Below are 13,194 nucleotides of genomic sequence, written 5' to 3' on the forward strand. Positions count from 1 at the left end.
GTGGTCAGCGGGCGAGCGTGCTGCTCTCCCGCACCACGACCCGGAAACCCGGCGTGATCCGCCGACCCGGCCCGGTGTAGCGCTGCTCGATCCGCTCCTCCAGGCAGCGCACCGCGAGCTCCGCGATCAGCCGCTTGTCGGGGGCGACCGTGGTGAGCGAAGGGATCGCGTACGCCGCCTCCTCCACGTCGTCGAACCCGACGATCGCCAGGTCCTGGGGCACCCGCAGCCCGGCCTCGTGCGCGGCCCGCAGCGCGCCGAGCGCCAGCAGGTCGTTGAAGCAGAACACCGCGTCGGGCCGCTGCGGCAGGCGCAGCAGCCGCCGCATCGCGGAGGCGCCGTCGGGACGGAAGTACGCGCGCACCGGCGGCAGCAGCTGCGGGTCCACCGTCAGCCCGGCGTCCTCCAGGGCCTCCCGGTACCCGGCGAGCCGCTGCTCGGCGGTGGCCCGCGGGGCCGGGTCCTGCCAGCCGATGGCGGCGATCCGGCGGTAGCCCTCGTCCAGCAGGTGGCGGGTCACCTCGCGGGCGCCGGCCACGTTGTCGATGTGCACCCGGTCGGCGACCGGCCCGAGGTCGGCCTCGCCGAGCAGCACCAGCGGGATCTCCCGGTCGCGGGCCAGCAGCGCCGCCCGGTCCAGGCCCAGCGGGCTGAGGATCACCCCGTCGATCATCGGGGCGCCCAGGCCCGAGGCGATCCGCAGCTCCGCCGCCGGGTCGCCGCCGGTGTCGTCCATCAGCACCGTGATGCCCACCCGGCGGGCCGCCGCGATGACCTCCACCGCGAGCTCCGCGAAGTACGGTGACGGCAGCTCGGGGAAGGCCAGCGCGATGACGCCGCTGCGGCCGGTCCGCAGCCGGCGGGCCATCACGTTGGGCTGGTAGCCGAGGGTGTCGATCGCCCGCTGCACCCGCTCCCGGGTCGCCTCCGCCACCGGCGTCGTCCCGTTCACCACGTTGGAGACGGTCTTCACGGAGACCCGGGCCAGCTCGGCCACGTCCTTCAACCGCGGCGCCGCTGCGCCGCCACCGCCACTGCCGTTGCCACTGCCGCTCGGTACGGACAAGACCGCACCCCTCCTCCCGCCGGCCGTGCGCGAGGGAGCGGGGCCGGCAACGCCTCGACGCCGCTACTACAACGTGAGAATACAAGGTCGCCGATGAACCGCCAGCACGTGCGCGCCCGCGGCCGGGCACCCCCGCAGCGCGCCGCCGACCGGTACCGCCCCTCGCACCCCCACCCAGAAGGAGCGCACCTTGTCCAGCCAAGCCTTACTCCCCGCAAGGAAGTTGTGGCGCGACGCGCGCGCGGCCCTGGCCGCCCTCGCGCTGGTGGTCGCCGCGCTGATCGGCCTGCCCGGGGTCGGCCACGCGGCCGCCTCGCTGCCCTGCGACATCTACGCCGCGGGCGGCACCCCCTGCGTCGCCGCGCACAGCACCACCCGCGCCCTGTTCGGCACCTACAACGGCCCGCTGTACCGGGTCACCCGGGCGAGCGACGGCGCCGCCGCCGACATCGGCCTGCTGGCCGCCGGCGGTTACGCCAACGCCCAGGCGCAGGACCAGTTCTGCAACGGCAGCAGCTGCCGGATCACCCGGATCTACGACCAGACCTCCCGGCACAACGACCTCACCCCGGGCCCGGCCGGCACCTCCGGCATGGGCAACGACCGGGGCGCGGACGCCAGCGAGATCGCCGTCACCGCCGGCGGCCACAAGGTCTACGGCGTGTGGATCTCCCCGGGCGTCGGCTACCGCTACACCGGCGTCGCCTCCGGCGTGGCCGTCAACGGCCAGCCCGAGGGCGTCTACATGGTGGCCAGCGGCACCCATGTCGGCGCGGACTGCTGCTTCGACTACGGCAACGCCGAAGCCACCCCCGCCGACACCGGCAACGGGCACATGGACGCTGTCTCCATCGCCACCACCTGCTACTTCCCGCCGTGCACCGGCAGCGGGCCGTGGATCGAGGCCGACCTGGAGAACGGCATGTTCCAGGGCGACAACGGCTCCAACACCGCCAACCTCGGCAACAGCAGCCCCTTCGTGACGGCCGTGCTGAAGAACAACGGCCAGACCACGTACGCCCTCAAGGGCGGCAACTCCCAGTCCGGCCAGCTCACCACCTGGTGGAACGGCGCGCTGCCCAGCCGCGCCGGCTACCGCCCGATGAAGCAGGAGGGCGGCATCATCCTGGGCATCGGCGGCGACAACTCCAACTGGAACCGCGGCACCTTCTTCGAGGGTGTCATGGTCTACGGCTACCCGAGCGACGCCACCGAGAACGCCGTCCAGGCCAACGTCGTCTCGGTCGGCTACAACGGCCGCACCGACCTGCCGAACGGCCCGCAGGGCACCGTCACCGGGCCGGGCGGCCAGTGCGTCGACGTCGCCGCCGACGACACCGGGATCAACGGCGCCGGCGTCCAGCTGTGGAACTGCCAGTCGTACGCCGAGGACCAGCACTGGGTCCACAACGTCGACGGCTCCCTCGGCACCCTGGGCCGCTGCCTCGACGCCACCGGCAACGGCACCGCCAACGGCACGCCCCTCCAGCTCTGGGACTGCAACGGCGGCGGCGCCCAGAAGTGGATCCAGCAGGCCGACGGCTCGCTGCTCAACCCGCAGTCCGGCCGCTGCCTCGACGACCCCAACGGCAACACCGCCAACGGCACCCGGCTGCAGCTGTGGGACTGCAACGGCGCCGGCGCGCAGAAGTTCACCGTCAACGGCGGCGGCCCCGTCGCCGCCCCCGGCGGGCAGTGCGTGGACGTCGCCGCCGACGACAGCGGCACCAACGGCACCGCGGTGCAGCTGTGGAACTGCCAGTCCTACGCGGTCGACCAGCACTGGGCGCACGCCGCGGACACCTCGCTGCGCACCCTCGGCCGCTGCCTGGACGTGAACGGCAACGGCACCGCCAACGGCTCGCAGGTCGAGCTGTGGGACTGCAACGGCGTCGGCGGCCAGAAGTGGGTCCAGCAGGCCGACGGCTCGCTGCTCAACCCGCAGTCCGGCCGCTGCCTGGACGCCCCGGGCGGTGCCACCGCGAACGGCACCCGCCTGCAGCTGTGGGACTGCAACGGCAGCGCGGCCCAGAAGTTCGCGCTGCGCTGACCCGGCGTCACCCCGAGGGGTGCGGGGCCCGTGGCCCCGCACCCGTCCGTGCGCCGTCAGAGCTGCTCGGCCAGCCCGATGACGATGCCCTCGGGGCCGCGGACGTAGCAGAGCCGGTAGATCTCCTCGTACTGCACGATCTCGCCGACCAGTTCACCGCCGATCGCCAGCAGCCTGGCGGTGACGTCCTCGATGTCGTCGACGGCGAACATGATCCGCCGCAGGCCCAGGGTGTTCGCCGGTGCCTCCCGCGGCTCGGGGGCGATCGCCGCCGGCCGGTGGAACCGCGCCAGCTCGACCCGGCCGTGCCCGTTCGGCACCCGCAGCATCGCGATGTCCTGGCGGACGTCCTCCAGCCCGATCACCCGCTCCGCACCCGGCCAGTCGAGCGGCCCCCTGCCCTCCAGCTCCATCCCGAGCTCGACGAGGAACGCGATGACCGCGTCCAGGTCCTCGACCACGATGAGGACGTTGTCCATCCGCTGGATCGCCATGCTGGGGGGCCTCCTCGGGCACGTCGGCTGCGTCCCCGCCATCCTGCACTCCTGGCCGGCCGTCCGCACCGACCGACGTCGCGGAGTCGACGGCCGCGAGACTGCCGGGCTGCGCGTGGCTCAGTCCTCCGGGACGTCGTCACCGTACTCGTCGACGTACTCGAAGACCTGGGCCCACAGGTTCGGGTGGGCCTCCAGCAGACCCAGGCCGTCCAGCCGGACGTCGAACTCCTCGATCGCCTCGTCCCGGCCGATCCCGTCCACCCGCGCGACGGTCTGCGCCGCCAGGCCGAGCACGCGGACGAACAGCGGCAGCGAGGGCGCGTACCGGCCGCCGTAGCCGCGGCCCCAGTCCCACCCGTCGGGGCTGAACAGGTCGACCGCGCCGCTGTCGGCGTCCAGCACGAACACCGTGTCGCTGTGCTCCATCAGCTTGAAGCAGCTGTCGGAGACCGTGCCGTCACCGGTCGGCCGCGACGCCCCGTACAGGCCGTCCGCGTCCTGCGCCCACAGCCCCTCCTCCCGTAGGAAGAGCGAGTCCAGCCCGATCCGCCCGACCTTCGCGCACGGCAGCCCGACCTCGGTGAGGAACGCCCTCGTCGGCCCGTGGGTCAGCGCCGGCGGCAGCTGCTCCGCCGTCGGCCGCCACACGCCGTCCGCACCGAACACCCGCTCCACTCACCCGGCGTCGGGAACCCCGCCCGGCGCGTCCACCACGTCCATGCCACTCCCCCACTGCCGCGACCTGCGTACCCGTGCAAGGCGCAACCGTGCCACACCGGGCCGCGTCCACGGTGCGACGGGTCTCCCCGTCGTCCCGTCACCTCGAGGGGGGACGCGTGCGCGCGATTCCGGGCCGCGGGCTCCGAGACGCCGGGCGGCGTCAGCCGGACGACTCCGCCTCGCGGGCCTGCTGCCAGGTCGGGGCCTCCAGGAAGTGGTTGTCGAAGCGCTCCTGGCCGGCCAGCAGCTCCTCCGCGGTCGCCTCGCCGCGGCGCAGCCGCTCCAGGGTGCGGAAGTACTCGAAGCGCTCGACGCCCGGGGCGATCACGACCAGCAGGTCCGCCCCGGAGGACCGCGGCGCCGCGAAGGCGTGCGGGAGGTGCGGCGGCACCACCAGCAGGTCGCCGGCGTGCGCGGTGACCACCTCCTCGCCGACCAGCACCTGCAGTTCGCCCTCCGTGACGTAGAACAGCTCGGACGAGCCGGTGTGGAAGTGCGGCGTCGCCCCGTCCGCGCCGCGCGCCAGGGTGACCCGGACGGTGCTCAGCGCCCCGCCGGTCGCGCTCGCGTCGGCGAGCAGCCGCATCGTGCTCCCGCCCAGGCCGAAGGTCTCGGCCTCCTCGCTGCGCACCAGCACGGCCTTGTGCCCCATCAACGACATGGCGGATCCCTGTCCCCTCGTACCGTCGATTCCACGAGCGACGGTACTGCGTCCAACTATCTCCGCGGGGAGTTCGACGTCCTTGCCGTGCTGTGCCGGTCGGGTCCGCCGCACCCTCGCCCCCCCCGACCGTCGCAGCTTCCCGGTCGTCCTCACCGGGCACTGCCACGGTGGACGCTGGCGGTCGGACCCGAGCGCCCCTGAAAAGCCCGGGCCTTGAGCTACTCGCGGCCTCGGGCGGCCTCGTGGGCCGCCAGCTCCTCGGCGCTGCCGAGGAAGGCGGGACCGCAGGGCTGCGGCAGACGCTCGACGACCATCGCGACGGCGAGCCGCGCGCTGCCCGTCTCGGCGATCCGCGGACTGCTCCGGCTCGGCCCCTCCACGTAGTACCGGCCGTCGCGGAGGGTGCCGATGTAGGGAATGTCCCAGGTGTGGCGGAGCTCCGTGCACCTGCTGAAGTGCAGCTCCCACATGCCGGTCCAGGGGTGGAGCTGCCGCAGCAGCGGCTCGGCGTGCGCCACCCGCACCAGCTCGGCGAACGGCGCCAGCAGCGGCGAGCGCCCCGGCGGGGCGGGTTCACCGGCCGCGGCGAGGATCCCGCGCCAGGCCGCTTCCACAGGTCCGCTCATCACGCCGCGACCGGCCGGTAGACGAATCCGGTCAGCGGCGCGAGCACCTTCCAACCCAGCGTCGCGTAGAGCGCCCGGCCCTCGACGGTCGCGCCCAGGATGCCCGTGGTCACCCCGCGCTCGACGGCGGCGTCCGTCAGCGCGCCCATCACCACCGTCCCGAGGCCGCGCCGCCGGTAGGCCGGCTCGGTGACGATCTGGTCGAAGACGCACGCGGCGTCGGTCAGCCCGGCCTGGCCGCTCGCCGCGAGGTCGCCGCCGGGGCCCAGGACGCGCACGGACGCGACGCCGTCCGCGGTCTGCACGGAGGCCGTGTACCCGTCCGGCGCGCGCACGCGCGAGGGCCGCAGGTCGACGGCCATCAAGAAGCACGGGTCGAGGGGGTGCCACCCGGACGGGAACCACGGCTCCATCTCCGCCTCCGGGACGAACGCCTTGACGCACGTGGTCGGCTCGGTGACCGACCCGACCAGCCCGCGGGCCACGTCCTCCCCGGTGTCGAGCACGATGTGCCGGACCACCTGCGTCGGCTGCCCGACCTCGATCCGCAGCCCCCACGGCACCTCCACCGGCGCGGGCACCCGCCGGGACACCGCCCAGCCCGCCGCCCACGACCGCCCGGTCTCCGACATCCCCGGCCACCCCCCGCGTCACGCCGTCGATCCACGCCCGTGGATCCCCGCCGAGGCTACGGCACCGGCGGGCCCGGGTTCACGGGATGCGGGTGTTCCGGCGGAGCGGGCGGGAGGAGCCGGGCGCCGTGCGTGGTGTCGACCCGGTCGGCGGACATCAACTCGACGTCGACGACCAGCGGCGTCGCGAACCCGTCGGCGCGGACGACCCAGCCCAGCACGTCCGCCACGACGTCCGGCCCGCCGCCGTCCCGGGGGATGACGGCCCGCCAGCCCAGGCCGGGAAGGGCCGCCACGACCGGGCTGTCCACCTCCAGCAGCTTCAGGAAGTCCGAGCGGTGCCGCGCGGGCTCCAGGACCCCGATGTGCTCGTTCACCACCAGCGCGTCACCGGAGTCGTCCCACCGCACCACCGGCTGCCTCCGGCCCGGCTGGTTCGCCTCCTTCTCCTGCTCGTTCCGGAACACGGCCCCCCACCCGGACGGACTGGTCAGCACAGCGGCCTCCTCTCACCGCAAGACCCAACCGCCCGCACCCCCACCCGGTCACGCACCCGTCGCCCGGACGGGCGCACACCGGCGGGCGCGGGAGCCGGGCGGACGCTGAGATGGTGCACATGATCGCTACGGCACCGTCCGGTGACACCCACGCGCCCCCGGGCTGGTGGGCCCGCCTGCCACCCGCCGCCGGATCGGCCGTGATGGCCACCGGCATCGTGTCCGTCGGCCTGCACCTGGTCGGACGGCCGGTCCTCTCCGGGATCCTGCTCGTGGTCGCCGCCGCCGGGTGGGCCCTGCTCGCCACCGCGTTCGCGCTCACCTTCCTCCGCGACCGCAAGCGGTGGGCCGCCAACGCCGACACCCCGCCCGCACTCACCGCCGTCGCCGCCACCGCCGTCCTCGGCACCCGGCTGTCGCTGCTCGGCTGGCAGGGCGTCGCGGCCGCCCTGCTGGCGGTCGCCGCCGCGGCGTGGCCCGGGCTGCTGGCCGCGGTCCTGCGGCACTGGCACCACCACATGCCCGGCGCCGCCTTCCTGGTCTGCGTCGCCACCGAGGGCCTCGCCGTCCTCTCCGGCACCCTCGCCCTCGCCCACCACGGCACCTGGCTGATCTGGCCGTCCCTGGTCGCGTTCGTCCTCGGGATCGGCCTGTACGTCGCCGCGCTGACCCGCTTCGACCTCCGCCAGGTCACCACCGGACCGGGCGACCACTGGATCGCCGGCGGCGCCCTCGCCATCTGCGCCCTCGCCGCCACCAAGCTCACCGGCTGGCCGTCCTGGACCGGAGCCGCCCACACCGCCCTGCGCACGACCACCCTCGTCCTGCTGGCCCTCGACCTGGCCTGGTACCTGGTGCTGTTCACCGCGGAGATCCGCCACCCCCGGCTGCACTACAACATCCGCCGCTGGGCCACCGTCTTCCCGCTCGGCATGACCGCGGTCGCCACCCTCTCCACCTCCACCGCCGCGCACATCGCCTGGCTGCGCCCGCTCGGCCAGGCCCTGCTCTGGATCGCCGTCGCCGCGTGGCTGCTCACCGCGGCCCTGCTCGTCGCCGACACCGCCCGCCGGCGCGAAGCCTCCCCCGGGAACGCGTCCGTCGGCTAGCGGCGCGGGCACGGGTGGGGCGTAGGTTGGGCGGGTGACGACCACCGCGCCGAACGAGGCGTTCCTGCAGGCGTTCCACGCCGAGCACCCGGCAGCGACCACCGAGGCGTTCGGCCGCGGCCGGGCTCCGGACGGCCGGTCCAGCTACGAGCTCCTCTGCGACCGGGTCGCCGGGAGGACCCGCGTGCTGGACCTTGGCTGCGGCGACGGCCACCTGCTCGAACTGCTGTCCCGGACGGCCGGAAAGCGCCTCGCGGGGGTGGACCTGTCCCCGCACTCCCTGGCGCTGGCGCGACGTCGACCGGCGCTCGCCGGAGCGCGGTTGGCGGAGGGCCGGGCCCAGGAGCTTCCGTTCGCCGACGACGGCTTCGACGCCTGCGTCTCCCACCTGGCCCTGATGCTGATGGGCGAGATCGAGCAGGTCGCGGCCGAGGTGGCCCGGGTGCTGGCTCCCGGCGGGCTCCTGGCCTGCGTGGTGGGGGGCGGGGCCGTCGGCGGCGAGGCGTTCGAGCGGTTCCTCACCCTGGTGCGGCGCACGGTCGAGCAGGCGCCGGCCTCGCAGCGCATCCCGGCGTTGGGGGACCGCAGGACCCGCAGCCGCGAGGGGCTCGACGAGGTCCTCGGGCCGGCCGGTTTCGCGGCGGTGACCTGGGAGACCGTTCCCATCGACCTCGGCGGACCGGTGGCGCAGGTCTGGGCCGCGGTCGCCGGCCTCTACGACCTCGGCCCGCTCGATCCCGCGACCGTGGAGCGGCTGCGCGAGGCGTTCTTCGCCGAGGTGCGGGACCTGACGACGCCGGACGGACGCGTCCCCTGCGCCTTCAGGATCCACCTCGCGACGGCGCGGCTGCGGTGAGCGGCTCCCCCGCCGCGACGGCCCTCTGCGGGCAGGGGCGGTGGGCGGGGATGGTCTGACGGCCGGACGGCCCGGTTCATCCGTGCGAACTGCCGGTGGCCGCTCACCGGCGCGGTGCGGAGGGCACCGCCGTCGCGGGACGCCGGGAGGCGCTCCGGACACCGAGCCGCCCCGCCGTACATGGCGCGGGGCGCCTACGCGGTCGGCCACGACGCCGCTGCCTTCGTCCTGCACCCCGACGACCTGCCGGGAACGGCCCCGCATCCGGATCGCGGGCGCCGAGGCGGCGAGGCGACGGAGCCCCCGGCCCCGCCCCGATGACCCCGGGCCCCGCGCCCGGCACCGCCCGCGGTCTCAGTCCGAGAAGTCCTGGGTCATCCAGACCGTGCCGGAGGCGTCGCGCAGCAGCTCGATGCCGACGTGGTGGAACGCCGGGTTGAGGATGTTGCGGCGGTGGCCGTCGTTGGGCGGCTGCTCGGCGAGCATGCTGTTGGTGAGGCCGAGGGCCATCTTGGCTATCGCGTCGGTGGTGTTGGCGACCGGGCCGCCGTCGCCGATGTTCTCGCCCGCGGTGCCCCACTTGACGCCGGCGGCGCGTTCGCGGTCGCCGAAGGCGGGCTCGCCGGGGCACTGGTGGGACAGGCCGCAGCCGGCCGCCATGGTGCGGTTGTGCGCGTCCGCGCTGGTCTGCAGGCCGGCGAGCATCTGCAGCGGGGCGACGCCCTGGGCGGCGCGGGCCTGGTTGATCAGGGCGAGCACCTGGTTGGCCGCGGCGTCGAGGTCGGCGCCGGTGCCGGTGCCGGGCTTGCCGGTGGGTGCCGGGGTGGCCCGCGGGGTGGACGGAGCGGTGGTGCGCGGGGTGCTCGGGGCGGCGGTGGGGGTGCTGGACTGCTGGACGGCGACGGTGCTGGCCGATCCGCTCGGCAGGCTGGTCGGGCTCGCCGAGTTCTGCGGGGAGGGGGCCACCGGCGGCAGGGCGGTCTGGCTGGAGGCGAGCGGTACGTCGCCGTCCGGGAGGGAGGGGTCGGGGGCGGCGGCCGTCCGGCCGTCCTGCGGGCCGGAGGTGAACAGCACCTTGCTCCCGACCACCGCGCTCGCCGCCGTCGCCGCGACCGCGACCACGGTGAGCAGCGGCTTCGCGGCGGACCGGGCTCTCGCCCGGTGCCGGCCGCTGCCGGTCCGCCGGTGCGATCCGCCGCCCGTCCCGCGTCCGGGCGCGGCGCTCCGGCCGGCCTGGTCCTCGGTCGCGTACTCCGCCATTCCGCACTCCTCAGGTCAACTGCTCTACGCAACAGGAGACCCCCGCCGGGGCGGAGGATAACGAAAATCGCGCGGATGTTCACAGAAGCTGACTGGGGCACCGCCGGGCGGGCAGGCTGTCCGCCAATCGGCTGGTCGGCCCGGCGGACTCGCGTTATTGGCATACGTACGGCTCGCGGCCCGGTTATCACTGGTCCATGGGACGGATCCGTGGTGAGTTCCTCGCGTCGCCGCTCGCCCTCGCAGCGCTGTTCACTGCGGCGGTGTGGCCTCTGGTCGGTTCGGGGCCCGCGCGGGCGGCGCCCGCCTGCCCGCGGATGACCGTGGTCGGGCACCGCGGTTCGCCCGCGACCGCACCGGAGAACACGATGGCCTCGTTCGCGGCGGCCGTCCGGGACGGAGCGGACTGGCTGGAGACGGACGTCCTGGTCAGCAAGGACGGCGTCCCGGTGATCCTCCACGATTCGACGCTCGAACGGCTCACCGGCACCGCCGGGCGGGTCGCCGACCTCACCGTCGCCGAACTGGACCGCCTCCGGATCACGGTCGGGCCCGGCGACCCCCAGCCGATCCCGCACCTGACCGACCTGCTGGACTGGGTGCGCGCGGCCGGCGTCCACCTGCTGCTGGAGATCAAGGAGATCGGCCGCCCGGAGGACGCCACGACCATCGGCCGGCTCGCCGCCGCCAGCGGCGCGGACATCGAGATCACGTCCTTCTACCCCGAGCACCTCAAGGCCGCGCACGCGGCGGCGCCCGACCTCCCGCTGACGCTGATCCAGGGCTCCTGGTACGCCCGCGACCCGGAGGGACTGCCGCTGGCCGCCGTCGCCGTCGAGCACGTCCTCGCGACCCCCGAGCGCACCAGGGCCGAGCACGCCGCCGGCCGGGCCGTCTACGGCTGGATCGCCAACGACAGCGGCACCTGGCAGACCCTGCGGGCCAACGGCGTGGACGCGCTCATCACCGACGCCCCCGGGGCCGCCCGCGCCTGGCTCGACCAGCAGCCGACCTCCTGCGGGGGGAGCGCGTAGCCGCGATCAGCGGCCGCTCTCGAACGTCGCGGCGCACATCACGTTCACGCCCTGGCAGGGGGACGACGGGGTCGGCGACGGCCGGACGGCCGGCGGCACCGCCGCCGACGGCTCCTCCCCCTGCCCGAGGAGCAGCGTCACCGCCGACCCGCCGGCCATCAGCACCGCCCAGACGATCACCGCACCGCGCTGCCACCGCTTCAAGATCTTCCCCCGTGTGTCCGGCAGCCCCGAACACTACGGCCGCGGCCGGAGCCCGTCCAGAACGGGCGCCGGCCTGCGCGGCGGAGATCCCCGCGCCGAGCCGCGGCCGAGATCTCGATCCAGGGGACACGAGACCGGGGCGGCCCGCATCTCTGGGCACGGCGAGGACAGTCACGGTCACGGTGACGAGAGCTTCGCGGCCCCGGGCACCTCCTCGCGCAGCTTCTGCCGAGCGTCCGCGGCGAGCGCCCGCAGGTCGAGGCTCCGTCCGGCGAAGAACGTCGCCACGGCGATGGCCCACCGGCCCTTCTTCAGCCGCCCCAGGACGTATCCGATGAGGACCCCGATCCCGAGAGCGATCTTTGTGGTGATCTTCATCAGTTGCTCCCTCGGCGATGTGTCGCGATGCCGGACGCCCCGCCGGAAGGGGCGCACCACACCCCGGCCCCTCCAGGTGCTTCTGGCCGGACGGGCGGACACGTAACCACGACCGGTCCACCGACCCGGGCTCGACGGCCACCCCGGCGACGTGGCGGCCGAACGGGCGGCGGACGTGCGCGTCGGCTCGCGTGGAACTGGTCCGGCCACACTGGTCGGCTTCGACTCCGCGGCCGACCTCGCCGAAGAGGCGAAGGACTCGCACCGCAGCGTCCCGCGCGCGATCGCGGAGCCGGTCGTGGCCGCGAGCGTCCTCGGCCTGCTCTTCCTGACCACCCTCACCGTCGCGATCGAGGACGTCCCGCGGATCAGCGGCGACGGTTCCCCGGTCGCCGCGATCATCCACGACCACCTCGACGGGGCAGCGGAGCGGGTGCTGTTGGTACTGATCACCTTCGCCGGCCTGCTGACCTTCTACCGCGAGTCGCTGACGACCGAGCCGGGCGGCCGGGACGCCTTCGGGGACTGACCGGCGGTACCGGGTCGGAAACCTCTGCGGCACGAGCGCCGTCCGGGTCGGCCTTGTTCGCCCGGCAGGTTCCGCCCGACGGTCCGTCACGTTCCCGTCTCCCGGCGCGTCATACCGGTAGACCGGCGAACACGCGCCGGTGCGACAGTCCCAACCCAAGGAGCACCGCACATGAAGGCGCACGTCAGCTCGATCCTGCTCGGCGTCCGGGACCTGGACCGGGCCAAGCGGTTCTACACCGAGGGCCTCGGCTGGAAGATCCGGAACGACTTCGGCATCTCGGTGTTCTTCGAGTCGGACGGCGCCTCGCCGGTCGGCTTCTACGACCGCGAGGGCCTGGCCGCCCAGGTGGGCACGGACGCGGAGGGCAGCGGCTTCAGCGGACTGGTCCTGACGTACGTCGTGCGCAGCGAGGCGCGGGTCGACGAGATCATGGCGGAGGCCTCGGCGGCCGGCGCCACGATCGTCAAGCCGGCCGGCGCGCTGCCGTGGGGCGGGTACGGCGGCACCTTCGCCGACCCGGACGGCTACATCTGGAGCCTCGGCCACAGCGACGCGGGCGTCGACCAGCCCTATGCCGAGTAGTAGCGGTCCGGCGCCCGGCCCGGCAACACGTCCAGCCACAGGAGGAGAGATCATGAAGTTTCTGGCCCTCGTCGAGCCGCCCGAGCCCATGCGGGGCCTGGAGGTTCCGCCCGAGGTGGTCGAGGCCCTCGGCGGGGGCGCGCGGCCGCCGGTGACGATCACGGTCAACGGGCACGTGTGGAAGAGCCGGGTCGCGATCCTGCGCGGACGCCACCTGCTCGGCCTCAGCAACGCCAACCGCCACGCCGCGGGTGTCGAGATCGGCGAGGAGGTCGAGGTGGAGGTGGAGCTGGACACCGAGCCGCGCGCGGTCGTCGAGCCGGACGACTTCGCCCGGGCCCTGGACGCCGACCCGGCCGCCCGGGCCGCGTACGACGGGCTCTCGTCCAGCCGCCGGCGCGAGCACGTGCGCGCCGTCGAGAGTGCGAAGAAGCCGGAGACGCGGCAGCGGCGGATCGAGAAGGCCATCGCCGCCCTGCGGGGCTGA

Annotated in this window: 17 protein-coding genes; 7 read left to right on the forward strand and 10 right to left on the reverse strand. The window is 74.5% G+C overall.

Annotated features, from left to right (window positions below; all coding sequences use genetic code 11):
- Positions 1–4: 4 nt before the first annotated feature.
- The gene (locus tag ABEB06_RS04025) at positions 5–1,066 is read right to left on the reverse strand and encodes a LacI family DNA-binding transcriptional regulator (RefSeq protein ID WP_345695376.1); all 1,062 of its coding nucleotides are present in this window, start codon (positions 1,064–1,066) and stop codon (positions 5–7) included.
- A gap of 190 nt (positions 1,067–1,256) precedes the next feature.
- On the opposite strand from ABEB06_RS04025, the gene ABEB06_RS04030 reads away from it, so the two are divergent.
- On the forward strand, positions 1,257–3,116 hold the full coding sequence (locus ABEB06_RS04030) for an arabinofuranosidase catalytic domain-containing protein (RefSeq protein WP_345695377.1): 1,860 nt from the start codon (positions 1,257–1,259) through the stop codon (positions 3,114–3,116).
- A 56-nt stretch (positions 3,117–3,172) separates the two neighbouring features.
- On the opposite strand, the gene ABEB06_RS04035 is transcribed toward ABEB06_RS04030, so the two are convergent.
- From ABEB06_RS04035 to ABEB06_RS04060, 6 genes are all read right to left on the reverse strand, one after another.
- The gene (locus ABEB06_RS04035) at positions 3,173–3,610 is read right to left on the reverse strand and encodes a VOC family protein (protein WP_345695378.1); all 438 of its coding nucleotides are present in this window, start codon (positions 3,608–3,610) and stop codon (positions 3,173–3,175) included.
- A 120-nt stretch (positions 3,611–3,730) separates the two neighbouring features.
- Positions 3,731–4,288 (reverse strand): SUKH-4 family immunity protein, encoded by a 558-nt coding sequence (locus ABEB06_RS04040; protein WP_345695379.1) that lies wholly within the window; start codon positions 4,286–4,288, stop codon positions 3,731–3,733.
- Between the two features lie 205 nt (positions 4,289–4,493).
- Positions 4,494–4,994 carry a cupin domain-containing protein gene (locus ABEB06_RS04045; RefSeq protein WP_345695380.1) on the reverse strand — a complete coding sequence of 167 codons (501 nt, stop codon included), beginning with the start codon at positions 4,992–4,994 and terminating at the stop codon, positions 4,494–4,496.
- A 221-nt stretch (positions 4,995–5,215) separates the two neighbouring features.
- A complete protein-coding gene (locus ABEB06_RS04050) occupies positions 5,216–5,623 on the reverse strand; it encodes a DUF6193 family natural product biosynthesis protein (RefSeq protein ID WP_345695381.1) in 408 nt (135 codons plus the stop codon).
- On the reverse strand, positions 5,623–6,255 hold the full coding sequence (locus tag ABEB06_RS04055) for a GNAT family N-acetyltransferase (RefSeq protein WP_345695382.1): 633 nt from the start codon (positions 6,253–6,255) through the stop codon (positions 5,623–5,625). The genes ABEB06_RS04050 and ABEB06_RS04055 overlap by 1 nt, the downstream gene beginning before the upstream one ends.
- 56 nt (positions 6,256–6,311) lie before the next feature.
- Positions 6,312–6,752 (reverse strand): hypothetical protein, encoded by a 441-nt coding sequence (locus ABEB06_RS04060; protein ID WP_345695383.1) that lies wholly within the window; start codon positions 6,750–6,752, stop codon positions 6,312–6,314.
- Positions 6,753–6,871: 119 nt separating this feature from the next.
- On the opposite strand from ABEB06_RS04060, the gene ABEB06_RS04065 reads away from it, so the two are divergent.
- Entirely contained in the window at positions 6,872–7,861 is a 990-nt protein-coding gene (locus tag ABEB06_RS04065; RefSeq protein WP_345695384.1) for a tellurite resistance/C4-dicarboxylate transporter family protein, read from the forward strand.
- A gap of 34 nt (positions 7,862–7,895) precedes the next feature.
- Entirely contained in the window at positions 7,896–8,717 is an 822-nt protein-coding gene (locus tag ABEB06_RS04070) for a class I SAM-dependent methyltransferase (RefSeq protein ID WP_345695385.1), read from the forward strand.
- A 354-nt stretch (positions 8,718–9,071) separates the two neighbouring features.
- Here ABEB06_RS04070 and ABEB06_RS04075 read toward each other — a convergent pair whose 3' ends face one another.
- Positions 9,072–9,977, reverse strand: coding sequence for a CAP domain-containing protein (locus ABEB06_RS04075; RefSeq protein ID WP_345695386.1), 906 nt, complete (start codon positions 9,975–9,977; stop codon positions 9,072–9,074).
- Positions 9,978–10,174: 197 nt separating this feature from the next.
- Here ABEB06_RS04075 and ABEB06_RS04080 point away from each other — a divergent pair, with 197 nt between their 5' ends.
- Positions 10,175–11,011, forward strand: coding sequence for a glycerophosphodiester phosphodiesterase (locus ABEB06_RS04080; RefSeq protein ID WP_345695387.1), 837 nt, complete (start codon positions 10,175–10,177; stop codon positions 11,009–11,011).
- A gap of 6 nt (positions 11,012–11,017) precedes the next feature.
- Here ABEB06_RS04080 and ABEB06_RS04085 read toward each other — a convergent pair whose 3' ends face one another.
- Complete coding sequence (locus ABEB06_RS04085; protein ID WP_345695388.1) at positions 11,018–11,215, reverse strand: hypothetical protein; 198 nt, start codon at positions 11,213–11,215, stop codon at positions 11,018–11,020.
- Between the two features lie 177 nt (positions 11,216–11,392).
- Entirely contained in the window at positions 11,393–11,593 is a 201-nt protein-coding gene (locus ABEB06_RS04090) for a hypothetical protein (RefSeq protein ID WP_345695389.1), read from the reverse strand.
- A 151-nt stretch (positions 11,594–11,744) separates the two neighbouring features.
- Here ABEB06_RS04090 and ABEB06_RS04095 point away from each other — a divergent pair, with 151 nt between their 5' ends.
- From ABEB06_RS04095 to ABEB06_RS04105, 3 genes are all read left to right on the forward strand, one after another.
- Positions 11,745–12,122 (forward strand): hypothetical protein, encoded by a 378-nt coding sequence (locus tag ABEB06_RS04095; protein ID WP_345695390.1) that lies wholly within the window; start codon positions 11,745–11,747, stop codon positions 12,120–12,122.
- A 171-nt stretch (positions 12,123–12,293) separates the two neighbouring features.
- Complete coding sequence (locus tag ABEB06_RS04100) at positions 12,294–12,707, forward strand: VOC family protein (RefSeq protein ID WP_345695391.1); 414 nt, start codon at positions 12,294–12,296, stop codon at positions 12,705–12,707.
- A 52-nt stretch (positions 12,708–12,759) separates the two neighbouring features.
- Complete coding sequence (locus ABEB06_RS04105; RefSeq protein WP_345695392.1) at positions 12,760–13,194, forward strand: YdeI/OmpD-associated family protein; 435 nt, start codon at positions 12,760–12,762, stop codon at positions 13,192–13,194.

Origin of the sequence: Kitasatospora terrestris, from assembly GCF_039542905.1 — a bacterium.
GTDB classification, from domain to species: Bacteria; Actinomycetota; Actinomycetes; order Streptomycetales; family Streptomycetaceae; genus Kitasatospora; species Kitasatospora terrestris.

Excerpts from the sequence above, each read along its gene's own strand:
- ABEB06_RS04080 (WP_345695387.1), top strand. The coding sequence starts at position 10,175 with ATGGGACGGATCCGTGGTGAGTTCCTCGCGTCGCCGCTCGCCCTCGCA.
- ABEB06_RS04055 (WP_345695382.1), bottom strand. The coding sequence starts at position 6,255 with ATGTCGGAGACCGGGCGGTCGTGGGCGGCGGGCTGGGCGGTGTCCCGG.
- ABEB06_RS04090 (WP_345695389.1), bottom strand. The coding sequence starts at position 11,593 with ATGAAGATCACCACAAAGATCGCTCTCGGGATCGGGGTCCTCATCGGA.
- ABEB06_RS04105 (WP_345695392.1), top strand. The coding sequence starts at position 12,760 with ATGAAGTTTCTGGCCCTCGTCGAGCCGCCCGAGCCCATGCGGGGCCTG.
- ABEB06_RS04035 (WP_345695378.1), bottom strand. The coding sequence starts at position 3,610 with ATGGCGATCCAGCGGATGGACAACGTCCTCATCGTGGTCGAGGACCTG.
- ABEB06_RS04100 (WP_345695391.1), top strand. The coding sequence starts at position 12,294 with ATGAAGGCGCACGTCAGCTCGATCCTGCTCGGCGTCCGGGACCTGGAC.
- ABEB06_RS04045 (WP_345695380.1), bottom strand. The coding sequence starts at position 4,994 with ATGTCGTTGATGGGGCACAAGGCCGTGCTGGTGCGCAGCGAGGAGGCC.
- ABEB06_RS04050 (WP_345695381.1), bottom strand. The coding sequence starts at position 5,623 with ATGAGCGGACCTGTGGAAGCGGCCTGGCGCGGGATCCTCGCCGCGGCC.
- ABEB06_RS04065 (WP_345695384.1), top strand. The coding sequence starts at position 6,872 with ATGATCGCTACGGCACCGTCCGGTGACACCCACGCGCCCCCGGGCTGG.
- ABEB06_RS04075 (WP_345695386.1), bottom strand. The coding sequence starts at position 9,977 with ATGGCGGAGTACGCGACCGAGGACCAGGCCGGCCGGAGCGCCGCGCCC.